At 73.2% G+C, this 24,165-nt stretch carries 7 protein-coding genes and 1 pseudogene; 4 read left to right on the forward strand and 4 right to left on the reverse strand.

Features of this window, described 5'->3' with window-relative positions:
• Positions 1–45 precede the first annotated feature (45 nt).
• The 4 genes from ABD52_RS03095 to ABD52_RS03110 are packed head-to-tail and all read right to left on the reverse strand — an operon-like array spanning position 46 to position 20,977.
• Complete coding sequence (locus tag ABD52_RS03095; RefSeq protein WP_047890715.1) at positions 46–16,482, reverse strand: DUF6531 domain-containing protein; 16,437 nt, start codon at positions 16,480–16,482, stop codon at positions 46–48.
• Between the two features lie 55 nt (positions 16,483–16,537).
• Positions 16,538–19,663 (reverse strand): hypothetical protein, encoded by a 3,126-nt coding sequence (locus ABD52_RS40550; RefSeq protein ID WP_235437317.1) that lies wholly within the window; start codon positions 19,661–19,663, stop codon positions 16,538–16,540.
• A gap of 25 nt (positions 19,664–19,688) precedes the next feature.
• Positions 19,689–20,570 carry a WXG100 family type VII secretion target gene (locus ABD52_RS03105; RefSeq protein ID WP_047890716.1) on the reverse strand — a complete coding sequence of 294 codons (882 nt, stop codon included), beginning with the start codon at positions 20,568–20,570 and terminating at the stop codon, positions 19,689–19,691.
• The gene (locus ABD52_RS03110; RefSeq protein WP_013286990.1) at positions 20,567–20,977 is read right to left on the reverse strand and encodes a YbaB/EbfC family nucleoid-associated protein; all 411 of its coding nucleotides are present in this window, start codon (positions 20,975–20,977) and stop codon (positions 20,567–20,569) included. Before ABD52_RS03110 ends, ABD52_RS03105 begins: the two co-directional genes overlap by 4 nt.
• Positions 20,978–21,229: 252 nt before the next feature.
• Here ABD52_RS03110 and ABD52_RS03115 point away from each other — a divergent pair, with 252 nt between their 5' ends.
• The 4 genes and pseudogenes from ABD52_RS03115 to ABD52_RS03130 form a co-directional block, all read left to right on the forward strand.
• On the forward strand, positions 21,230–21,550 hold the full coding sequence (locus ABD52_RS03115; RefSeq protein WP_013286989.1) for a WXG100 family type VII secretion target: 321 nt from the start codon (positions 21,230–21,232) through the stop codon (positions 21,548–21,550).
• Positions 21,551–21,587: 37 nt separating this feature from the next.
• Entirely contained in the window at positions 21,588–21,890 is a 303-nt protein-coding gene (locus ABD52_RS03120) for a WXG100 family type VII secretion target (RefSeq protein ID WP_013286988.1), read from the forward strand.
• Positions 21,891–22,013: 123 nt separating this feature from the next.
• On the forward strand, positions 22,014–22,862 hold the full coding sequence (locus ABD52_RS03125) for a hypothetical protein (RefSeq protein ID WP_225319862.1): 849 nt from the start codon (positions 22,014–22,016) through the stop codon (positions 22,860–22,862).
• 42 nt (positions 22,863–22,904) lie between these two features.
• Positions 22,905–24,165: pseudogene (locus tag ABD52_RS03130) on the forward strand (hypothetical protein); the annotation flags it as partial.

The following is a 24,165-nucleotide window of genomic DNA, read 5'->3' on the forward strand; positions in this document are numbered from 1 at the left end:
GGGATGCCCGCCCCGGCCGCCGTGACGGCCGGGGCGGGCGGCGGGTCACCGCCGGGGTACTGGAGCGGTGTGCGGTTCCGGCAGGGAACCGCCGGACGAGGTGGACACTGTGGCGCCGTTCGCCACCCGGCCGGCGGCGTCGTGCTCCAGCCGGGCCTGCGAGCCGCCGTCCTCGGCGGGGACGACCCGGCCCGCAGCGTCGTACGCGATGCGCGTCACCGACTCGCCGGTGCGCCGTTCCACCACCCGGCCGAGCAGGTCGTACGTGTAGTGCGTGACCTCGCCGGCCGCGTCGGTGCGCTCGACGAGCTGCCCGGCGGCGTCGTAGACGTACCGCTGGGTGCGGCCGTCGAAGTCGGTCTCGGACACCATCCGCCCGTTCGGGTCGTACGTGTAGCTCCACGTCGCACCCGCCGGGTCGGTGACACGCACCAGCCGCAGCTCGGTGTCGTACGCGTACTCGGTGCGGTTGCCCTCGTCGTCGATCTCGGCAGTGACCAGGTCGAACGCGCCGTACTCGCGGATCGTCCGGCGGCCTGCGGCGTCGACCCACTCGACCAGGTTGCCCTCGCCGTCGTAGAGGAACTCCTCGACCGAACCGTCCGGGTTCTCCCGCCAGGCCAGGTCACCCTCCAGCGTCCAGCCGAACTCGGTGAGACCGGTGTCGTCCTGGATGCTGAACAGGCGGCCGAGCGCGTCGTAGGTGTACTCCGTCTCGCCCTGCCCGGTGCTCACCGCGGTGATCTGCCGGGCCGTGTCGTGCACGACGGCGGTCGGTCCGACGTGGGTGGTCGTGCCCCGGCCGTCGGCGGCCGGCTGCTCGTACCGGACCACCTCACCGGAGGCGTCCACCTCGGCGATCAGCAGGCCCTCCGGGCCGAACTGGCGGTTGCGGGTGGTGCCGTCGAAGTCGGTCCAGGACACCGCGCGACCGACTTCGTCGTACGTGGTGACGGACCGGCTGCCGTCCGGCCGGGTGACCGCGACCAGCCGCCCGTACGCGTCGTACTCGCTCGCGGTGGTGCGGCCCAGCGGGTCGGTCGTGGACCGCAGGCGGTACGCCTCGTCCCAGACGTTACGGGTGGTCGCGCCGAGCGCGTCGGTCTCCGCGACCACCTGGAAGCGGTCGTTGAGCTCGTATACGCGCACCGCGCCGAGCGAGTCGGTCACCACCGTACGGCCCGGCTGGTACTCGAACCGGTGGCGCAGGTAGCCACCCTTGCCGTCGGTGGCGACGCACCGGCCGGCCTCGTCGTAGGTGTACGTGTACCACTCGCCGTTGCGGTCCTCCCAGCGCACCAGCCGCCCGTCGGCGTACGTGAAGCGCTCGGGGTCGCCCGAGGAGTTCGTCACCTCGATCAGGTTGAGGTCGCCGTCGTAGCCGAACTGCGATGCCGCCATCAGGTCACCCGCCGCGTTGGGCAGCGAGACCATCGTGACCAGTCCGGCGGACGAGGTGAACGCGATGGTGGCCCCGGTGGACGACAGCAGCTGCGTCGGCGTACCCCGGCGGTCGCGGTGGATCGTCCAGCGGACGCCGCCGTCGGTGACGTCGGTGAGCAGCGACTCGGTGCGCGACGCCGCGGCGAACAGCAGGCTGCGGCCGGACGTCGGATCGGTCAGCAGCCACCCGCCGCCCACCAGCCGGCGCAGCGGCAGCGTCCGGCCGGTCTCCGGCTGCGCCACCTCACCCTCCGCCGGTAGCGGGTAGGTGAGCAGCGAGCCGTCGGCGGCCAGGTACCGGACCTGCTCGCCGTCGACGATGATCCGCTGGTCGAGCGTGGAGGCCCAGGCCCGGCCGAACGACCGGCCCCACCGGTAGTCGGAGCGGTAGGTCCGCTCCAGCGTGAGCCCCGGCATCACGGCGTCGGTGTGGGTGAGGATCATCCGGCCGGTGGTGACGTCGATCGGGTCACCCACGGTCGGCGTCTCCGCGGTGGTCTTCGCCACCGCCTCGGGCGCCACCCCGGCGAACGTCTCGGTGGTCGGCGAGAAGTCCGTCATGTCCACGCCGGAGTCGCTGTCGCGGACCGAGGCCATGTCCACGTCGCTGTCACCGTCGCGGACCGAGGCCATGTCGACGTCGCTGTCGGCGTCGCGGACCGAGGCCATGTCGACGTCGGAGTCGGCGTCGCGGACCGAGGCCATGTCCACGTCGCTGGACGGGCCGGGCACCGGGTCGCTGGTCCGGATCAGGACGACGGAGCCGTCCGGTCCGATCTGCGGCAGCGTCGCCAGACCGGGCACTTGCGAGTCCTCGAACGTCACCCGGCCCCGCGAGTCCTTCGACACGTTCACCACGTGGCCGACGGTGCCGGGACCGCCCGTGCGGAAGCCGACGATGCCGTTGGTGCCGTTCGGCATGGCGCCGAGCGCGTCCACCAGCCCCTGGAGGGTGCCGACCTCCTCGGTGGTGCGCCCCGGGTACTGCTTCTGGAGGTCGCTCAGCTCCCTCGGCTGCGTCTGCGACGGGATCTGGGTGATCAGCCCGGACTGCTTGTAGCTGTCGACCGCCATCGTGAGCGTGATGCAGTCGTTCTGGTTGCCGGCGTCGCGGGACTGGTGGATCTGCCGCAGGTGCCGCCGGTCCGCGTCGTTGAGCGTCTCGAGGTCGGCGGCGGTGTTGGCCGTGCCGCCGTGCGAGTTCGCCGCCATGATCTGCAACGTCGACCCGTTGCTCAACGGGACGTCCCGGGACAGCGCGTCCCGGAAGGTGTCGAGGATCCGGTTCTGTGCCTGCGGGTCGCCCTGCGCCGCTGCCAGCTGCTCGGCCAGCGGCGTCGTGGTGTCCGCCTGCGTCGCGGCAGAGGCGGTGCCGATGCTGACCGGGCCGGTCTGCTGCCCCTGGAAGCCGTACTCCTGGCGACGGCCTCGCCGGTGGCTGCTGCCGCTGGGGCGGCTCCGGTCCCGCGGGCTGCGCGACCGGTCGGTGCGGTCACGGCTGCCGCTCGGCTCGCCGTCGACGGCGAACGCGTGCGTCGTGGTCCGCTGCGGCCTGCGGGTACCGGTGATCAGCTGATCGGGCCGGGGCCGCTGCGACGGCGGAACGTAGTTCTCCTCGCTGGCGTAGCCACGACGGGCGGGGCCGTACCAGTGACCGACGTTCTCCCAGTAGTGCTGTGCGCGTTCGCTCCTCGCCAGTGAGTGGATCTCCTGGAGCGCGTTCGCCGCCTCGTGGCGCTCCTGGGCGTAGCCACGGGCCTGCTCCGCGAATGTGACCACGGTGGCGAACTCCCGGCCGGCGGCGCTGGTGATGGAGTCCAGCGCCGTGAACCCACGGAGGTAGTTCGCGATCTGGCCGGCGGTCCGGCGACCGCCGTCTGCCTCCGCGCCGATCCGGTCGCCGAGGCCGGTCCCCTCCGCGTTGTTGTACGGGCGGTTGCCGACCATCGGCTCGTTGAAATGACCGTCCCGGTTGCTGCGCGGCCCGGTACGCGGGCGGTGCCCGGTGCTCGCGTACAGGTCGGAACGGATGCTCTGGTAGCTCTGGTACGCCGTCGAGGACGTGTCGGCCAGCGTCGTCTGCGAGGCGAAACCGACAGTGTCGAACCAGGCCTGGGCCTGCGCGGTGACCTGCCCGACCGGTGTGCTCAGCGGCGGCGGCGACGGGGTGTCGCGCTGCACGTACTCGTAGGTGACGGTGCCGTCCGGGTTGCGCCTGGCCTCCCGCACCCAGGTCGGCATGCCGTAGAGCGCGCTCGGCGGCGGTGGTGCCGCGTTCGTGGGCAGGCTGCTGGGCGTCTGGTCGGAGGGCGCGGCGAGCGCCGGCTCCACCGCGGCCAGCGGGTGCGGCGTCGTCGGGGCGGGCGTGCAACTGGTCAGGCCCAGCGGGTCGGCCACGGTCAGCGGGTTGCTGACGTACGCGGTCGGGTTCGGGCCGCCGGACAGGCCCAGCGGGTCGGGGCTGACGTACCGGCCGGTGGCCGGGTCGTAGTAGCGGAACCGGTTGTAGTGCAGGCCGGTCTCGGCGTCGACGTACTGGCCGGGGAAGGCCAGCGGCGTGGCGGTGGGATCGGCGCCGCGCCCCCACAGGTCACCCCGCGACCACCAGCGCAGCCCGCCGCCCGGCTCGACCAGGTGGGTCGGGGTGCCGATGGTGTCGGTGATCACCGCGAGGACGGCGCCGTCGTCGGTCTGCGCGACCGGCACCGCCGCGTCCGGCCGGTAGTCCCACGTGGTCGTGGTGGTGGCGCCGGCGGCGTCGCGGTGCGTCTGCTCCAGCATCAGGTCACCGGACCAGGCGAACGACACCTCCTCCAGCACCCGGTCGCCGTCGCCGAGACGCTGCTTGGCGATACGCCGGCCGAAGCCGTCGTAGCGGTAACGCCAGCGGTCACCGCCGGGCGTGACGGCCAGGACCATCCGGTCCTCGGCGTCCCACTCGAAGCGCCACGCGCCCGCGTCGTCGACCCGGCCGGTGAGGCGGCCCTTCGCGTCGTAGGAGAACGTCGCGTCGTCGGAGCGCACGAGCATGGTGCCGGTGAACTCCCAGCGCCCGCCACCGGCGCCGACCAGGTTGCCGGCCTCGTCGTAGTCGTACCGCTGCGGGACGTCCCCGTCGACGGCCCGGATGCGGCCGGTGTCGTCGGCGGTGAAGGACTGGTCACCGGCGAGCGAGTCGGCGATCGCGGTGACGCGGTCGGCGGCGTCGTAGGTGTAGCGGCGCTCGGCGGCGTCGGCGATGTGCTGCCCGGTGAGCCGCCCGGCCGCGTCGAAGGTCTGCCGCAGCGTGACCAGGCCGCCGACGGTCCGGCCGATCTCCCGGCCGGCGTCGTCGTGGGTGAAGCCGAGCAGGTGCTCCCCGGCGGTCAGGCTCTCCGGGCGGCCGTCGGCGTCGAACGTCCACCGGCTCGACCGGCCCGACGGCGTGGTGCGCGCCTCGACCGCGCCGGAGGCGGTGTACGAGGTGCGCACGGTCCGGCCGTTGATCGTCTCGGACAGCACCCGGCCCTCGGCGTCGCGGGTGAACCGCACCTGCGCGTCCGGGCTGAGCACTGCCGCCACGTGGCCGTCGGCGTCGTACTCGACGCGGGTGACGGCGTCGCCGACCCGGCGTTCCACGACCCGGCCCCGCGCGTCCCAGCGGTAGCGGGTGACGGTGCCGGCGGCGTCGGTGTGCGCGACCAGCCGGCCCGCCTCGTCGTGCTCGTAGCGCTGGATACGGCCGTCGAAGTCGGTCTGCCCGCACAGGCGGCCGGCCGCGTCGTACTCGTAGTGCCACGTCCGGCCCGCCGGATTCGTCACCCCGATGAGCCGTAGTTCCGTGTCGTACGTGAACTCGGTGCGGTTCCCCGCCTGATCCACCCGTGCCGTGGGTAGATCGAAGGGGCCGTACTCGAAGCTCACCGCCCTTCCTGATGCGTCGATGACGTCCACCAGATTCCCTTCACCGTCGTAGAACCACCGTTGCGTGGAGCCGTCCGGGCGGACCCGCCACGCGAGATCCCCCTCGGCGGTCCAGCCGTACGTCGTGACCGCGCCGTCCGGGGCCCGGGTCGCCCGGACCCGTCCGAGCGCGTCGAACTCGATGTCGTCCGCGTGCGCGGGCGGGCGCGGCGGGACCGGGTGGGTCGAGCCGTCCGGAAGGGTGAGCGTGCGCGCCTCGTGGTCGAAGCGGGTGACGCGACCGAGCGGGTCGGTGCGCGACAGCAGCCGGTGCGCCGTGTCCCACTCCTGCCGGACCGTCCCGCCCAGCGGGTCGACGATCGCGGTGACCAGGTGGCGCTCGTCGAACTCGTACCGGGTCACCTGGCCCAGCGAGTTCGTCACGTGCGTGACGCCGTCGTCGTAGCGCAGGGAGTAGCGCAGGACGTCACCGCCGCCGCCGGCCCGGACGCAGCGGCCCGCCTCGTCGTAGTCGTAGCCGAACCACTCGCCGTTGCGGTCCTGCCAGCGCACGAGCCGGCCCGCGTCGTCGTAGCGCAGCCGCGTCTCGTGTCCGGAGGAGTTGCGGACCTCGACCAGGCGCCGCCTGTCGTCGTAGCCGAAGGAGGGGAGGTGGACGGTGCCGTCGGCGGCGCGGACGTGTGCGCCGACGACCAGGCCGCCGGCCAGGTGCGGCACCACGACCGGGCCGGACGCGGAGAGCAGCAGGCCGGGCGTGCCGTCGGCGGAGCGTTCGATCCGCCACCCGGTGCGGTCGGTGACCACGTCGGTGAGCCAGGAGTCGCCGTGCGCGTCGGCCGGCGCGAACAGCAGCGACCGGCCCGGCTCGGTGAGCAGCCAGCCGCCGCCGGTCAGCCGGCGCAGCGGCCCGCCGGGGCCGGCGACCGGCAGCGTCTCGTCGCCCTCGGCCGGCATCGGGTACGTGTGGATCGAGCCGTCGGCGGCCAGGAACCGCGCGTACGTGTCGTCGGTGACGACGCGCTGGTCCAGCGTGGAGGCCCAGGTCGGGCCGAAGCAGTGGCCCCACCGGTAGTCGGAGCGGTGGGTCCGTTCCAGGGTGAGCCCCGGGAGCCGGGCGTCGACCTCGGTGTAGAGGACCCGGCCGGTGGTGACGTCGACCGGGTCGCCGACCACAGGGGCCTGCGCGGTGGGCGTGGCCACCTCGGCGGCGGGCACGTCCACCGGCGGGGCGGGTGCCGGTGGTGGCGGGGCGACCTCGGCCTCGTGCGCACGGTAGGCGTCCCACCAGGCGTTCTCGGCCTCCGTCACGGACTGCTCGGCCTCGGCGACGGCGTCGGCGTCCGCGTCCGTCCGGGAGGCCAGGCCGTCCAGGCGGGCCGCCGCGGCCGACAGCTTCTTCGCCGCGTCGGCGACGGCGAGCGCGGACGCGCGCAGACCGGGGGAGAGGTCCCGGCCGATGACGTCCCGGGCCGCCGCCTCGTCCAGCCGGACCACGAAACCGCCGGGCACCCGGACCTCCGTGCCGGCCGGGTGCCTGCCTGCGGCGTCGCGGGAACGCGCGACGAAACGGAACTCGACGTCGTACTCGACCGCGGCGGTGAGCTTGTCGTCCGGGTCGGTGCGCCGGGCCGGCTTGCCGGTCGTGCTGACCGAGACCTTGCCCTCGTCCTTCACCTGGGCACCCGGGTCGGTCCGGTAGAGCTGCTGCTCGACGAGTGTGGCCGCGTTGACGGCGGCGAAGTCCTGCCGCTCGCCCACCCGGCTCGCGCCGCCCGGATGGCCGACGCCGCCGACGACGAGCGGCCCGGCCGTCTTCAGCGCGAACGAACGTCCGGCGGTCTGCTCGTACTCGGTGTCCGCGGCGCGTTTCGCCGAGCCGCCGATCTTCACCGTGGCGTCCGCGCGCAGGAGCTTCGGGCGGGCCACCAGGCGGGCGTCGAGGAACAGGTCGCGGCCCAGCCCGGCTGGCATCGGCAGCGGGAACGCGCCGTTCAGCATCGCCGGCAACGCCTTGATCCGGCTCACGGTCAGCGTGTCGCGCAGCGCCCCGTCGACGTCCCTGCCGGGTGCGGCACCGGAGGCGACGAGCGCCTGCCGCGCCGCATCGTGCAGGCCGGGCAGGTCGACCAGGACGTCCTCGACGGCGAACCGGCCCGGCTCGGGCAGCCGGTCGAAGCCGGCCTCCTCGCGCCATCGCCGCCGGCCCTCGTCGGTGGTCTGCCCGGCGGCGACCGGTGTGACCGGGCCGGACACGGCCAGCTTTCTGCCCTCGGTCGCCGAGTACGTGGTGACGTCGTGGACCGCGTGGACCGACACGCCGCCCTCGGGCAGCCCGCGCCCGGTGACGGTGACGGTCAGGCGGACCGCCCCGCGGTACGTGGGCACCGGGCCGGACACGGTCAGCGACTGCTCGTACGTGCGGCCGGTGCGCTCGATCGCCTTGGTGGCCTGGTTGCCGAGGGCGGCGGTGCCGGTGAGACCGGCGGCGACGGTGCCGGAGGCCGGGCCGTGTCCGGCGGTGCGGGTGGCGTCGTCCTGGACCCGGTCGGTCTCGGTGCCCTGCGCACGTCCGGTCAACGTGACCTGCGCCGCCGTCCGCGACGTGGTGCGGGTCTGCGCCTCGCCGACGACCGCGCGGTCGGTGACGGACAGTTCGTCGACAAGGTCGATGCCGGTGAAGCTCGGCTCGCCCACCGGCTCGGCGGTGAGCGTGACGTCGTACGTGGCGCCCCGGAAACGCCGCTCCAGCCGTACCGTCTCGCTCCGGCCGCCGTTGAGCGCGTCGGCCAGGTGCAGGTGGGCGGCGCCGAGGAAACCGGTGCTGCCGAGCCCTCGGATCGGGTCGTCCGGGCCGCGGTCCCGGGTGGACGGCAGGATCGCCTGGGCGAGTTCCTCGCTCGACTCCCGCGCCAGGGCACGCCGCAGGTGCGGGATGCGATCGGTGAGGTCGATGTGGGTGGTGACGCCGCCGATGCCGAGGGACCGTTCCGGTCCGGCCCGGAACTCCGGTTGTGCCGCGTGGGCCGGTGCGCCGGGGCCGGCGGCGTCCTCGTTCTGCCGCTGCTGTGCCTCGCGTACCAGGTCGCGTTCCCGCTGCTGCTGTTCGGCCTGCTCGGCCCGCTCCCGCTCCTGCGCCGTCCGTAGCGCGTCCGTGGCCGCCTCGTGCGCCGCGGCCAGATCCTCGCGTTCGCGCCGGTGGCGTTCCTGGAGATCGGCCAGGTAGTCGTCGGCGAGCTGCCGGCCCGCCGGGCTGATGCGGCGGTCCCGCCGGACCCGGTCCACGTAGGCCTGCACGTCACGCAGGTCGGTGTGCTGCCGCCGCAGCAGGTTCCCGAGTTCCGTGGCCTGTTCGCGCGCCATCCGGGCGAGCTGCTCGCGCTGCTCGGCGCGGAGCGTCTCGGCGTTCTCGGCGTGCCGCAGGTGCAGCCGCACGTCGGCGGTGCCGTGCCGGCGGGCGCGGTCGCGGTCCTGGAGTCGTTTCAGCTCCGCCGGGGTCATCCGCATGACGACAGCGCCGGGCAGGGTGAGCCGCCGGCCGGCCCGCCGGGCCGGTGTGCCGGGCCAGCGGCCCAGCGGACGCAGGTTGCTGTCGTGCCGGGCCTCGGCGACCACCTCGGCCTCGACGTCCACCCGCACCAGCAGCTCGCGTTCGGCTCGGCCACCGCCGAGGCGCAGCTTGGAGACCCCGGAGGCGCTGCGCTCGCTGATCCGGCCCCACGCCCGCCGCCACGGTGTGACGGACAGAATGACAGCGCCGCCGGGCCGGCCGGTGCTGCCGCCGTGGTCGGCGACCGGCCCGCTGACCGAGGCGACGCCGGTGCCGGAGACGCTCAGCTCGACCGCGCGCGCGTGAGTGGTCTTGCGGGCGGTGCCGCTGGCGAAGGTCCGCTTGACGCGGGCGAACTCGGCGCCGTCGAGCACCGCCGGGTTGGTCGGGCGCAGCCATACCCGCACGTCGGCGCGGGCATCGGCGGCACGGCGTCCGTGCCACAGGTTGCTCAGCGCCAGCGGGCGGCTGAACAGCTCGGCGTCACCGGTGAGGCGCTCGGGCGACAGCTCGTCGGCGACCACAGTGGAGATCCGGCCGTCCTCGACCGCGTAGACGTCGTCCCGGCTCGCCTCGCGCAGCGTCTCGACCACCGCGTCCTGCAACCGGTCGGCGCCGACGAACGACTCCACCCGGCGTCCGTCGAGGTCGTGCGGCCCGCCGGTCATCCGGTTCAGCGGCGGCGGGTACGCCATGGTCTCCACGTCGCGGGGGACCGGGCTGGGCTCCGCGCCGGGGCGTTGCCGGGAGACCCGCGACTCCGGGACGAGCATGCGCACGTCGAGGCGGTGCGTGCGGGGGCGCTGCTCTGATGCGGCTACGACGGTGGGCACGTCCCGGCCGTACGTGCCGAGGGAGAGCTGCCGGCCCGCCTGGTTGACCCGCACCGTGGACGTGGTGGTGACGGTGAGGTCGAGGGTGGCGGCGAACTCGCGCAGCCGTACCCCGGTGGGTTTGCCCTCGTCGTCGAGCGCCGGCCCGTGGTCGCTCTCGGTGGACTGCCCGCCGGTGACGGCGCTCTCGTCGGTGGTGCCCCAGGTGACCGCGGCGCGCGGTCCGCCGAGCAGCGTCGAGGCGGCCTGACCGAGCGGGCCCAGGATGCGTGGCTCCAGGCTCAGCTCGGCCGACCGGCTGTCCTCGCGGGCGCTGGTGACTGTGGACCTGGCGGTCCGCTTGGCGGCGGTGCCGATCTTGTCGTGGTCGAGCAGGTCGCCGTCGGACACCTCGCCGAGGCTGCCCTTGATCGTCACCACCGTGACGTGGTCGTGGAACGTGCCGGTACGGATCAGCGGGATCTTCAACCCCGGGCCGACGATCCGGTCCGCCAGGTGGCGCAGCTGGTCGGGGGAGAGCTGCGTGCGCAGGTCGGTGGCCCGGGTCAGTGCCGCCTGAAGCTCGGGGGTCAGCCCGTCGGCGAGCTGCTGGTCGCCGAAGTGCCGCAGCGTCTCGTCGCGGGTGGCCAGGCGGAACCGGTCGTGACCGGGCACCGACCGCATCGCGTCGGCGACCGTCTCGTACAGGCTCCGGTCGCCGACCCGGGTCAGGTACGCGCCGCCGAACGACTCGCCCCGCTCGATGCGCGCCGGTGCGAAGTGGGTCCGGTCGGTGCCGCGCCGTCCGCGCCACTCCCGGCCGTCCGGGTCGAGGGCGGTGCCGGGCAGCCGGTCGCCGGTGGTCCACTGGAGCGCGTCGACGGAACCGGAGAGCATCCGCGGCGCGCGGCCCAGGACGCGCACCTGGACGCCGTACTCGACCCGGTAGCGGACGCCCGGCGCAGTGCCCGTCACCGTCTGCTTGCCGCCGGTCCGCTCGGTGATCGTCCGGGTGGCGCCACGCTCCCGGCCGCCGCCGACCCGCGGCCCGACGACCAGGCTCAGCGGCGTGGCGTCCACTCCGGCGCCGGCGAGGCCCCACAGCCCCCACTGCCGCTTGGTGGCGGCGGCACTCGTGCTCTCGGCGGCGAGCGCGGACGTGTCGACGTGCGTGAGCCCGTCGACCCGCTCCACCTCCTCGACGTGCCGGGCGACCAGGCGGACCTCGACCTGCCGGGCGCGGCCCGGGAAGAAGCGCCGCCAGCCGGTGCGCGCGGCGCGCGGCAGCGAACCCGACCGGACCCAGCCGTCGTGGACGTTCGCCGGGTCGGTGGCCACCATCGCCGGCAGGCTGCCGGAGAACGTCGCGTCGCTGAGCAGCTTCTGCATCACCGGGCGGCCGGGCGCGCCGATCCGGACGAGGTCGGCCATGCCGTCCTCGGCGAGGATCGCCTCCACCTGGTCGAAGAACGTGGCGTCCGGATCGGCCGGCCGGCTGCGTACGCTCTCCACTCCGAACCGGTCCGGCACGGGCGCGCCGAGCGCACGGTCCGTGGCGGCCGGCGCTGTCGCGTCTGCCGTCCGCAACCCCGTGTGTACGGCGAGAGCGACGCTGCCGGAGGTCTCGACCGGGTCGACGGCGGGACGGCCGGGCCGCACGAGCCTTGCGACGAACCGGATCGGCACCGTCACCTCGGTCAATCCGGTGACCTTGACAGTGGTGGTGGACGTGTAGGTGTCCTTGTGGGCGGCGGAGTGCTCGGTGGTGGGCGCCGTCGGCACCGAGCCGCCGACGCCGACGACGACACCGGGTATCGCGGTGACTGTCACCTTCGGCTCGACCCGCCGGTCCCGGTTGTGGCGCAGCGTGTGGGTGAGGTTCTCCCGGTTCTTGGCGGAGACCTTGCGCGGGTCGTCGTGGGCCCGGTCCACTGTGAGCGCGTCCCAGTCGAGGACGGCGGTGACCCGCAGCTCGGCCGGATGCCCGTCGATCGTGACCGGGTACGGGCGGCCCTCGCCGAGGAACTGGTCCACGTCGTCGCGGCTGTCCGCCTCCACGGCGGCGACCACGTCGTCGGACAGGCCGGGGTCGAGGGTCCGCAGCGCCGCGCCGAGCGCCGCGTTCTCGGTGGCGCGCAACTGTTCGGCGAGGCCGAGGGTGCGGCTCTCCCGCAGGTAGGAGGGCAGGCCCCGACGTACCGCGTCGGGCGACGGCAGCGGCCCGGTGGTCCCGGTGGCCGACGACGTCTCGCCCGGGGTGTCCTCCGCGGCGGTGGTCTCTTCTGCGGCGGTCTCTTCTGCGGTGGTGGTGGTGTCGTCGGCGGCCGACCGGGTGGCCGGGTCGTCGGCCGGCGTGGACCTGGCGAGACCGTCGTCGCTGTCGTCGCTTCTGTCGTCGTCGAAGCCGCCGTCGAAGCCTCCGTAGCCGTCGTCGTCGCCGAACAGGTCGAAGCCGCCGGAATCGCTGTCACTGTCGCTGTCGGTGTCGCTCGCCGGGGCCGACGGAGGTGGCACATGGCGTGCGTAGGTGACGTGACCCGACGGGTCGATCGTGCGGAGCAGCTCCAGCCGGCCACGCGGCCGGGCGCCGACCACCGGGTAGTCGCGCGGCGTCCCGGCCGGGTCGTCGTACACGACGAGGTGCACCTGGGTGCCGCGGGCGGCGGCGAACTCGACCACGTCGTGCGCGTTGGCGATGCGCTGCCGTTCGGCGTCGTCGACCGGCGTGTCGCGGCGTTGCCCCCCGGGGTCGGGGGCGAGTACGGCCCGGACGAAGTGGCCGTTGTCGTACGGGTTGCGCTGCCGCATCGCCGCGGCCTCGTCGAGACTCATCGTGTCCCGGCCGGCGTGCAGCGTGCGCATCCGCAGGTCGTCGGCGTCACCGTCGGGCAGCGCGGCGGCGATCGCGTCGTAGAGGGAGCCGGACTGCCGGTCGAGCCCGCCACGGTCGGCGACGGCGGTGGCGGCGGCGAACTCCTGCTGGATGGTCCCGGAGTCGTTCGACGTCGCGACGAGGTGCGCGGCGACGAGGCGCTGGCTGTCCGGCAGGCCCACGGTCCGGGCCGGCCGTGCCGGGTCCAGGTCGGGATCGAACTCGGGTGGGACGTCCGGCGCCGTGGTGGTGTCCGGCGCCGGCAGCGAGACGGCGGTGACGTACCTGTTGTGTGGTTGCGCGCCGAGCTGCCGCAGCTGCTGCGGCGTGAGTGTTTGCTGCCACGTCCACGACGGGCCGGGCACCGCGTCGGTGGGCGCGGCGAACGGCTTCGGGGCGGCGAGGTCCGGCCTGCGCAGTTCGGCCCGGTACTCCTTGAAGCCGGTGCCCTCGGTGTAGAACAGCTGCCGGTTGACGTTCGTCGGCACGGCGTGCGACTGCGGCAGGAAGTTGCCGACGGCGAAGTCGGCCGCGAGCCGGGACAGGTCGGTGGGCGTGGCGGCGCCCACGAAGTCCGTTATGAAGGCCAGGTCGCGGTCGGGATGCCTGTTGTTCTGCGAGTCGGCCTGGACGTCGACGGTGAGGACGTCCGCCGGCAGGCCGGCCGGCGTCGCCGCGCCGTGGGCGACGGCAAGCTCCTCGCCGTACGCCCGGTGCAGGCTCTCGGCCAGCAGGAGGAACTCCGCGCCCGCGTCGCCGAACCGGACCTCGGGCCGGCCCAGGGTGAGCAGGCCGTCGACGAACAGGTTCGGCTCCGGCGAGTACGGCAGCATCGGGTGGACCGTGGCCTGCCGGTCCCGGGACCGCATGTCCTCGTCCACGGCTGTGGTGAAGTCCCGGACGAAGGCGTCCCGCCCGGCCTGCGTGTCGAGCTTGGCGAGGCCGTTGTGCACGGCGGCCAGCTTCTGCTGCTCGGTCGTGCGTTCGCTGCCCGCGGGGAGGCCGGCGATCCTCGCCCGGTGGTCGCGTGCGCGTCGGTCCAGCCGTTCCCGGGTACGCCGGATCAGCTCCTCGGTGTCGCCGACGCGGTATCCGCCGGAGATCATCATGGGCCGGGCCGGTGGCTCGTCCTGCGGTCCGGTCGCGTCCGGGTCGAAGCGGGTCCGGCTGTCGATGCGGTCGAACACGTGGGTGCCGTCGGAGGTCGTCCGGGCGCCCCTGTCGAAGTCCTGGATCGACACGTACGGGTAGCGCCGGGCCTCGCCGTCCGGACCGCCCTGCGCGAGGCCCTGGATCGCGGCGACCGTGTCGGGGTCGCGGAGCACCTGGTTGCGGGTGCGGCCGTACGGGAACTTCCCGTTCTTCGTGCCGACCGCGTAGCCGTTGACCGCCACCGGCACGTCGAGGCTTTCGGCGAGCCGGGCGGCCCGGGCGACCGCGTCCCGGAAGGCGAGGTCGGGCACCTCGGCGGTGGTGTTGACGCCGAAGACGAACGCGACTGTGGTGCCCGGGGCGAGTCCCTCGGTGACGGCGCGGACCACCTCGGGGATCTGGTCGACGTCGTCGGCGGGCAGCATCGAGTTGACGACGAACCCGATGGGCGCGCCGTCGTCCTTGAGGTCGGCAGTCTCCTGCCGGTAGTTGCCCGGACCGACGTCGCGGGTGTGCCGGGTCAGCTCGTCGAACCGCGCGTTGCGGCCGCCGGGCACCCGTACCGGCTCGAACCGGACCGGCGCCGTCCGGGGCGGCAAGCCGCCACGGTCGGGTGAGAGCACGTCGCGCTGCTGACCGGCGATCCGGCGGACGTTGCGCGCCAGCAACCGCGGATCGTTGCCGGGCTGCCGCGTGGTGGTCGCCATCAGCGAGTTGTCGCCCTGGACGAAGGTGCCGTCCAGGGCGCGGTCCGCCACCGAGTACTCGTCGCGCAGACCGAGGAAGTGCCCGATCTCGTGCGCGAGGTCGAGGTCGGAGGAGTGCGTCGACCAGGTGGTCTGGGTGGTCGGTGACGGGGTGCCGTGCAGCGCCACGACGGCGTGTGCCTCGCTCGGCCGGGTCACGAACTCCACTGTGACGTTGAGCTGATCGGCGCCGATCCGGAAGCCCTGGTTGTAGATCGCGTCGACCGCGTCGCGTACCCGGGTCTCCACGTCCGGCCGGGCATCCGCCGCCGCGTCGTCCCGGGGGTCCAGGAAGACCTTGACCGTGAAGTCCTGCACGTTGCGGTCGCCGAGGTCCAGCACCCGATGGTCGTACGCGATGCGGTTGTCCACCGCGTCGAGGCGCAGGCGGGGCCGGTCGCCCGCCGGAACGGTCAGGCCGGCCTGCTCGTACGAGCGGGCGACCACGTCGGGCACGCGGGTGTCGGGATGGAGCCCACGGTCGATGACGTCGTACGCGCTGGTGTGCGCGATCCGCCGTGGCGCCGTGTCGTGCTGCTCGGCGCGTGCCCGGGCGATCTCGTCGCGGGTCTTGGGCGTGGGGAACCGGTCCGGCAGGACTCCCGGGACGCGCAGGGTGTTGTCGACCGGGGGAGCGCCGGGCGCGGCGTCGGTGCGCGGGCGGGCGTCCGGGTCCAGCGGCAGGCCGGTGACCGTGGCGAGGGCCTGGTCGACCTGGTCGGAGCCGGTCTGGCCGAGCGCGTCCCGCCACCCGTCGAAGTACGTGCGGACGCCGCCGTCGTCGTCCTGGACGAAGTCCCGCACCGTGGCGGGGTCGCCGCCGTTCCGCAGGTACTCCGACGCGTTCACGAGCAGGTCGTGGCCGCCCTGGGCGGAGTCGTTCCGGACCGACGCGGGCTCGTGATCCCACGGCCGGGTGTCACCCACGGATCCGGTCACCGAGAGCGTGGGCCTGCCCGCCGTGAGCGCCTCCTGCCACGTGTTCGCGCCCTCGGTGACCACGAGCGTGGCGCGGTCGCGGAGCCCGGCCATCTGCTCCGGTGTGACACGGGGCAGTGCCGCGACGTGGACGTCGGCGTTGCTCGTGGTGAAGCCGCGCTCGCTGTCGCCGAGGACCAGGACGACGGTCTTCCGGCCGGGCCGGGCGGCGGCGGCCAGCCGGTCGACGACCTCCTGGTGCGGGGGAGTGTCAGGCGTGTCGCCGTAGTAGACGAGCACCACGTCGGTGGCGTCGTCGTCGACCACTGCCGCGAGGTCGTCGGCCCCGGGGATCCCGGTGGCGGTGATGACGTCCCGGGCGGCCGGCCGGGTGGAGGGCGGCGGGCGACGGTAGGACGGCACCCCGGTCGAGGTCTCGTCGAGTTCCGCCTCGACCGTCCCTGTGGTGCTGCGGACCTGCCGGGGGAACTGGTCCCACAGGAAGGGCTGGAGCGTGACGACGTCGTGGTCCCTGCCACGGGCGGCGTCGCGCAGCGGACCGGCCCACGCCTGCTGGAACCACTCCCGCTTCTGCTCCGCGGTCCACTCCGAGCCGTCGTCGTTCTTCGGTACGTCGACAGCCGGCAGCACCGTCAGCACGTCGCCGTCAGGGAGCAGGCGGGCGGCGAGCTCGTCCATGCGCAGGCTCTGGGTGTTGCCCTGCTCGCGGATCTTCTTCTCGCGGAAACCCTTCTGCCGGTCCACCTGCCACGCCTTGGCCCGTGGCGCGCCGGGCCAGTCCGTCGTCTTCCAGGCTTTCTCATTGGTGCCGGGCGGCCCCTGCGGTCGCATGACGACGTCCATCCCACCGCGGTGGCCGGTCCACTCCCGGTGGAACAGGTCGTACGAGCCCGCCGGTGTCTCGAACTCCTCCTGCCGGCCGAGCTGCTCGGCGTAGAAGGGCGTCTTGTTGCCGGGATAGGTCAGCACGACAGTGCCCCGGTAGCCGGTGGCGGCCAGCCCGTCGAGCATCGCGACCGTCGCGGCCTGGTGTCCCACGCCGGGCGACCCCTGGTCCACGACGTGCACGACGCCGTACTTCTCGTTCAGCCTCTGGCCGACGGGGGTGGGCGAGGGCCTCGGGTCACGGTGCCGCAGCGTGGCGGGTGAGAGGTCCGTCGGGGTCAGGTCGACGGCCTGAGTCGTGGGACCGGCCGACGGCGAGGCCCATCACCCCGGGACGGTCGACTGTGGTGAACAGGTGCTCGGGGGCCTGGTGACCCTCCTTGGCCCCGAGGTAGTGCATCACCTCGTGCACCATCGCCGAGAGACGGTCCCCGGTGTTCCACAGGTGCTGGTCGGTGCTCACCCCGGTCTCCGAGGTCACCTCGACCGGCGGGTTGCGGCGCGGATCCGCCTGCCAGTCGCGGGTCATACCGTCGCGCCACGGGGGCGTGTCGACGACCAGGTCGATGTGCAGCAGCCGGCCGTCGGGCAGCGTGTACCGGCCGTTGACCATCTCGTCGACTGTGCGCTGCACCGTCTCCGCGAAGTCCCGTAACTCCCGGGGGGACATCTGGTCGTTCTTCGAGACCAGATCCAGGTGTACGTCGAACGACCGGTAGTCCCTGCCGTCGGCGGTGAACTCCCGGGTGGTGAAGTCGATAGTCGTGATCTCGCCGCGCAGCAGGTGCGTGCCGGGGACGACGGTGTCCTTCCAGGGCACGTACCGTTCGGTGCGCAGCCGCTTCGGTTCCGCGCTCGCCTTGGCCTGCCGGAACTGCGGGCTCCGCTCGGCCCGGGTGGTCGCGGCAGGGTCCGCGACGGCGAGCGGCGGCGCTTGCACGCTTCGCGACCCGTCCGGCGTCGGTTCGGCGGTGTCCTCCTGTCCTGCCGTCGGTCCGTCCGGCGTCGGTGCGGTGCCGACGGCGCTCGTGTCCGTGGCGTGTTCCGCCACCGTGTCGGCGGTGGCGTCCACCGAGGCGTCCGAGTGGACGTCGTTCGATGCGGCGTCGGTGGTCGGGCCTGGTACCGCGACCGCCTGCTCCCCTGTGGACGGCGTGCCGACACCCGGATCGGTGGTCGGGGAAGCCACCACGGCCGGGCCCTCGACCGAGATGCCGTCGACGGGCGCCATCGGTGGCGGGGGCGCGGCGCCGACGACGTCGCGTGGGGGAGCGGTCGGCTGGCCGCTGGTCGTCGAACTCGACGACGGCGTACCGGCGGCCGGGGTGCTCGTGGTCGACGAGCCGGTGCTCGGCGCGCTGGTCGGAGGGCTGGTCGACGGCGTGCTCGCAGACGGGGTGCCGGTGCCGGTACTCGGTGCGGCTGTGCTCGGCGTGACGGTGGTCGGCGGTGCGGTGGTGCTCGCGGTGCCGGCGCTCGGCGTGGCGGTGGACGGTGCGGGGCCGGCCGGGACGGCCACCGGCTCGGCAGTGGTGGCGGGCGAGGTCACGGGTGCCGGGGTGTCGGCACCGGCTGTTCCGCCGCTCGACGTCGGAGTGTCGAAACCGGGAAGTCCGCCGCCGTAGGGCGCGGCGACGTCGGCGCCCGCTGCCGGGATGCCGGTCGTGGGCGTACCGGTGCCGGTGCTCGCCGGGTTGCCGCCCGGCGTACCCGTGGAGTCGGCGCGCGGTGCCGTGGCCTCGCCGCCTGCGGCCGGGCCCGTCCCCGTGGCGACACCGCCGACCCCACGCGGGTCGGCGCCGGCGCCCGGACCGGCCGTGCCGGGCCCGCTCGGGGTCTGACCTCCGACGCCGTCCGGGCTCGCGCTACCGTTCGATACGCCCGCTTGCGACCCGTCGCGGACCTGACCACCGGCGGCGGTCTGACCTCCCGCGGTTGGACCGCCCGCGGTCTGACCTCCCGCGCTTTGGCCGCCCGGAGTCTGAGTGTCCGGGGTCTGACCGCCTGCGGTTTGGTCCCCGGCGGTCTGGCCGCCCGCAGTTTGGCCACCCGCGTTCTGACCGCCCGCGCTTTGGCCCCCGGAGGTCTGACCGCCCGGGGTCTGACCGCCCGGGGTCTGACCGCCCGGGGTCTGAGCACCCGCAGTTTGGCCGCCCGCGGTCTGGCCCCCGGGAGGCTGGCTGCCCGGAGCGGTGCTTCCGGCGCTGCCCTGACCGGTGCCCTGGTTGCCCGGGCCCTGGTCACCGGAGCCCTGATGCGCCGGCCCCTGACCCCCGGTGTCGCCCGGGCCGGACCCCTGACCGGCACCGCCTCCGGCGACCGGGCCGCCCGAGGGCTGCGGACCCGGGCCGCCGCCCTGACTGCCCGGGCCGGCGGAGGAGCCGGCGGGTGGGGGCACGGGCGGTCCGTCCACGGCGGTGGGCGGAGGCGTGGGCGCGGTGGTCGTGAGGTTCTTCGTCTCGATCGTCGGCGGTGGCGCGTCGGCACCGGCGCCCGGGCCGTAGCTCTGGCCCACCACTGTGGCGTAGTGGTGGGCCATTCCGCCGATCATCGACGACGTCATGGTGGCCCACGGGTTGAAGCCGCCGCCGCCGACCATCATGGTGAACAGGCCCTCGAACAGCGTCTCGGCGAGTGCCGACAGCCCTTCCCGCGACAGGACACTGTTGTTGATCTTCGGGAAGAACTTGCCGCCGATCATCTGCACGCCGCTGACGCCCGCGCCGATGAACGCGCCTCCGGCGAACGCCATCGCCATGTCCTTGTAGTCCAGGGACTTACGGTTGCCCTCGATGATCTGCGTGACCTGGGCGGCGGCGCTCTGCCAGAGTTCCTCCAGGCCCTCCTGGAACGCCTCCCAGGCCAGCCGCATCAGCATGTTGCGCAGGCGCTGGCGGAACAGGCTGATCAGCGCCCCGACGATCTCCTGACCGATCTTGATCAGGGCGGGCACCGCCGCCGCGCCGAAGCCGGAGGCCAGCGCGATGGCGATCTCCACGACCTGGGTGAAGGCCGCGATGACGATGTTGTACTGGGTGTTCTCCGAGTCCAGCGCGAAGTTGTAGGCCGAGCCGCCCAGTGCCAGCGCGATGTTGCCGCCGGCCGGCACGTTCTTGGTGATACCGACCTGGTACTGCTGGAACGCGTCCATCGCCGGGCCGGACAGGCTCCCGGCCAGCCCGTAGCCGAGGTTGGCGGTCGCGCCCATCCCGTTGAGGATGGTGCTGCTGAGCGCGTACAGCTCGTCGCCCATGGCCCGCAGGGCGGCGGGGTCGGCCTTCGGGTACTCCTCGCCGACGGCGACGAGGATCAGGTCGTACGCCCACTGCCACTGCGGGTCGTTGGGGATGTGGAAGTCGGGCATGTCCTACCGGGCGCGGGTGGGTGGCTCAGGCGCCGGGGATGATCGGGGTGGGCGTGCCGTCGGGCGCGTAGCTCAGGTACAGCGGCTGGTAGCCGGGCGCGGTGGGGTCCACCGAGGGGTTCTCCTTGACGACGAAGAACCGGCCCTGTCCGGGATCGATCGCCCTGCCGTCCGGCGTGGTGACGGGTGTGCCGGTCAGCGGGGTGATCGAGTCGTAGAGGTTCGCGTCCACCCGGGTGCTGCCGTCCTCGAACGGGTTGAGCGCGATCAGCCGGTACCCCTCGGGCAGCGGCCGGCCGCCGACGTGCGCGGTCGCGTACTCCGGCCGCACGAAGTAGGACGAGATGGCCGGAGTGGCGGCGGTGAGCGGGGTCAGCGCCTCGGCGGGCTCCAGCGGCAGCAGCGGCGTGCCCTGCTGCTGCGGGAGGAGCCTGGCCCGCTCGGCGACCGGCTCGCCGACCGCCAGGCGGCGGGACAGCAGATGGGGCCGGCGCGGCTCACCCTCCGCCGTGGGCTCCAGCACCGGGCCCGCCACCGCCCGCCTCGCGTACGTGGGTCCGTCCAGGCCGTCGAAGTCCTTGGCCATCTTCCGGCTGACGTCCAGTGCGGCCTCGTCCGCCTCCCGGTACGCCCGGCCGCTCTCCTTGAGGCCCTGGGCGGTGTAGTGCAGGGTGCCCTTGACGCCGCCGATGATCGCTTCGAGGTTGTCCAGGCCCTGGAGGAACTTGGTCGAGAACTGCTCGCCCATGTCGTCGTCGCCCCAGGCGTCGGCGTACCGGGCGCGCAGGGCGGTCAGCTGGGTGAGGTAGGACTCGTAGAGCTGCACGTGCGACTCGTACGCCTTGCCGAGCCCCTCCACGCCGTCCGGGTCGACCCACAGCCGCCCGCCGGGATTGTTGCTGATCATTCGGGCCCCCGGGTCAGGAGTTCCCGCACGCTCGTCACCATGCGGGGTTCCTTGGGCAGGAACGCGTCGGCCCCGGCCTGGCCCCGGACCAGCTTGTGGGCGTCGAGGCCGTCCGGCAGCATCGGCGCGAGCACGTCGGCCGCCTGGTTCATCACCTGTTCCTTGGCGTCGGCGTAGGTGTCCATGATGAGCCGCGTCAGGTCGGCGGTGGTGAGCCGCTTGTGGGCGCCGGAGGGGAACTGGATGTCGGTCAGCACGCCGTTCTGGCCGACGGTGACGCTCACCTCGCGGCGCGGTGACGTCGCGGTGGCCGAGAGCGCGCTCATCCGGGCCTGCATCTCGGCGAGGCTGGTGCGCTGCCGTTCGTACTCCTGGAACAGGCCTTCGATGCGCTCGCTGTAGTTCACGACGGACCACTCCCTCGACGTCGCGGTCCAGTGAAGACGCCACGACCGTCGCGCCGGAACTCCGGCCGGGGATCAGTGCATGAAAGTGCAACCACTCTTCCCGGGCTGTCGGCCGGTGGCGGCGGTTGCGGGGGCGCTGCCGTGCAATGTTGGGTGACGTTCGGACATGGTGGCGCGACCGGGTTGCCGCGGGGCGCGGCCGCGGATCAACACTCTTCCCTGCCACCTTTCCCTGACATGAGGAGTCCGGCCGTGACGATGCCGACCGTCAGTACCACCGAAGAGGGTATGCAGCGGGCTGCCCAGGAGTTCTCCGACAAGGCCACCGCCTTCACCGGCCAGCTGCGGGCCGTGAACGGGCAGATGGCCATCCTGATCTCCTCCTGGACCGGCCAGGCGTCGCAGGGCTTCAACCAGGCGATGGACAACTGGGAGAACGCGTTCCAGCGGGTGATCAACGAGCTGCTGAACATGCTCGAGGTCATGGGCGTGACCACCAAGGGCTACCAGACGGCCGAGGACGAGGCGTCGAGCGTGGCCAACTCCTTCGGCGCCGCCCTGCCGGGCATCTGAGCCGTACCCCGACCCCCGACCTCCCGAGAGGAATGACGTGTCCAACTACACCTTCGACTTCGTGCAGGCAGACGCCGTGCTGACCGACATGAACCGCATCAACGGCCAGATCCAGTCGTCGCTGGAGGAGATGGAGCGCACTGTCGAGGCCAGCCTCGCCCAGTGGACCGGTGCCGCCCAGGAGCAGTACAAGGTCTCGAAGCTGGCCTGGAACCAGGCGGCCGACTCGATGGTCGGCTACCTGGAGCAGGCCCGCATGACGCTGCTGCAGATCTCGGACAACTACGGCACCACCGAGCAGCGTCACGCCATGATCTGGAACGACGTCCGCGGCGGCTGAACCGCCGGACGGCCGCCGCGGACGCGGCGTGGCGGCCGGCGTCGTCCGTCCCCGGCCCGGTGAGCTAGACGACCCGGGCCGCTGGGGTCTGTGCCAGCGTTCCGCCGTCGACACCCGAGTGGAGTGAGCTCCTTGGCCCGCATTGACTGGGGATACCCCAACGACAAAGCCATCAGCGCGATGAACGCCTACGGCATGGGCGACGCCGCCATCGGAAAGCCGGAGGGCACCACCCAGGCGGCGTACGACTCCTGGATGGCCTTCTACAACAAGCACCAGAACAACCGCACCGGGGTGAACTACGAGCGGTGGAAGGACGAGGTCCGCGCCGAGCATCCGGAGTGGATCGAGGCCCGCGAGTGGTACGACAAGAACATCCTCGACACCGACGGCTGGCGGAACCTCGTCAAGACGTACAAGGACAAGATCACCGACCCGTCGAACGTGACGCCGCCCGCGTTCACCGACAAGTCCGACTGGATCGACGAGGACAAGACCCCGACGAACTCGGGCTTCACCCCGCCGGGAATCAACCCGACGTTCAAGGGTGACACCGCCTCGACCAGCGGGGTCGCGGTGAACACCGCCGCGCTGGAGTGGTTCGCCAAGGAGATCCTGGGCAAGATCACCGGTGCCGGGAACATCCTGCTCACCACGGCTGACCAGGTGGGCGCGATCGACCCGCGTCCCGGTGCCTTCGCCCGGGCCGAGGTGCTGCGGCAGGCGGTCGTCGGGGCGACGGCCCAGGACGGCGGCGTCAAGGGCGACATGAAGGACATGCTCGTCAACATGAACACCGCCCTCCTCGCGGTGCAGACCGCCCTGCTGAAGATGGCCGCGGACTACCGGAACCTCGAAGAACTCAACGCGCTGACCACCGACAAGCTCGGCGAGATCATGGGTGACTCCTTCAAGGGCCTGGACAACCTGAGCACCTACGGCCAGAAGATCATCAAGACCGACGGCAACTGACGCGGGCGGACAGGTCCGGCAGCTCGCGAAGAGGGACGGGGCATGGGAAACGGTCTCGGCGACACCAAGCTCGACGGGTGGAACGACCCGGCGGAGCCGGAAGGAACCTTCCCCCCGAAGGTGATCCCCGTCGGCGACCTGTACGACTACCGGACCTGGGCGACCGAGACCCGGGGCTGGCGCAAGCTCATGGCCTCGGTCAACGGCGGCGCCGCGGTGTTCAGCGAGGAGGGCCTGAAGTACGCGGCCGGCCGCGTCAACGTGGGGTCGGTGGTCGAGGCCGCCCGGGCCTTCCAGGCGACGCAGGACCTGCTGATCTGGCTCGAACAGACCATCCGCACCGCCGTCGCCTCGATGGTCGGCGACGACAAGGCGTGGAAGGGTCCGGCGGCCAACGGGTTCCGGGACAAGATGAACTTCTACGCCGACCTGCTCGGCAAGCAGGCCGAGCACCTCGCCGGCGGCGCGGTTCCGGACTCCACCACGGCGGCCAACAGCATCAACTCCTCGACCAACGTCACGTCGCTGCCGTCGCAGCTCTACGACGCCGCCAACCACCTCTCCTGGGCCCAGCAGACGATCTCCTACCTGGACGGCGCCTGGGCGACGATCGCCTCCCAGAACGGCGTCGGCAGCGGCAGCGGTCCGGTGCCGATCAGCGGCACCGAGTACGAGAAGCCGATGGCCCAGCAGATGGCCGATGTCGTCCACACGGTCGCCGAGCAGTACAAGATGACCACCGACAAGGCGGGGACGTCCGGCATCACCATGCCGACGCCCAGCATCACCACGCCGACGATGCCGAACTTCACGACGCCGAACCTCACGACGCCGAACCTCACACCCCCGCCGACACTGACCCCGCCGGGGTTCACCCCGCCACCCGTCGGCGGCATCACCACGCCGGGGTTCACCACGCCGCCGAACATCACAGTGCCCACCATCACGCCCCCGAACCTGGCCGGCATCGGTGGTCCGGGCTCCGGCCAGGGGCCGGGCGGCGTCACCCCGCCGTCGTTCTCCGGCCCCGGCGAGATCGGCGGTCCCACCCCCGGCGGCGGCAGCGGGCTGCCCGGATTCGACGCGCCGGGCATCAACGGCCCGGGGGGCGTCGGCTTCCCGGGCGTCGGCGTACCGGGTGGGGGCGGCCTGCCGGGCGGGCTCGGTTCCGGTGTCGTACCGCCGGGCGTCAAGCCGCCCGGCTCGGCCAACCTCGGTGGTGGGGCGGGCGGCGCCGGCTCGGTCAAGCCGCCGTCGTTCTCCGGGCCGGGTGAGGTGGGCGGCCCGAAGCCCGGGGCGGGCA

The organism is Micromonospora sp. RV43, from assembly GCF_001029515.1.
In the GTDB taxonomy this organism is placed as follows: Bacteria; Actinomycetota; Actinomycetes; order Mycobacteriales; family Micromonosporaceae; genus Micromonospora; species Micromonospora aurantiaca.

What these genes read in the sequence shown, in the direction of transcription:
- ABD52_RS40550 (WP_235437317.1), bottom strand. Translation starts at nt 19,663, where the DNA reads ATGCCCGACTTCCACATCCCCAACGACCCGCAGTGGCAGTGGGCGTAC.
- ABD52_RS03105 (WP_047890716.1), bottom strand. Translation starts at nt 20,570, where the DNA reads ATGATCAGCAACAATCCCGGCGGGCGGCTGTGGGTCGACCCGGACGGC.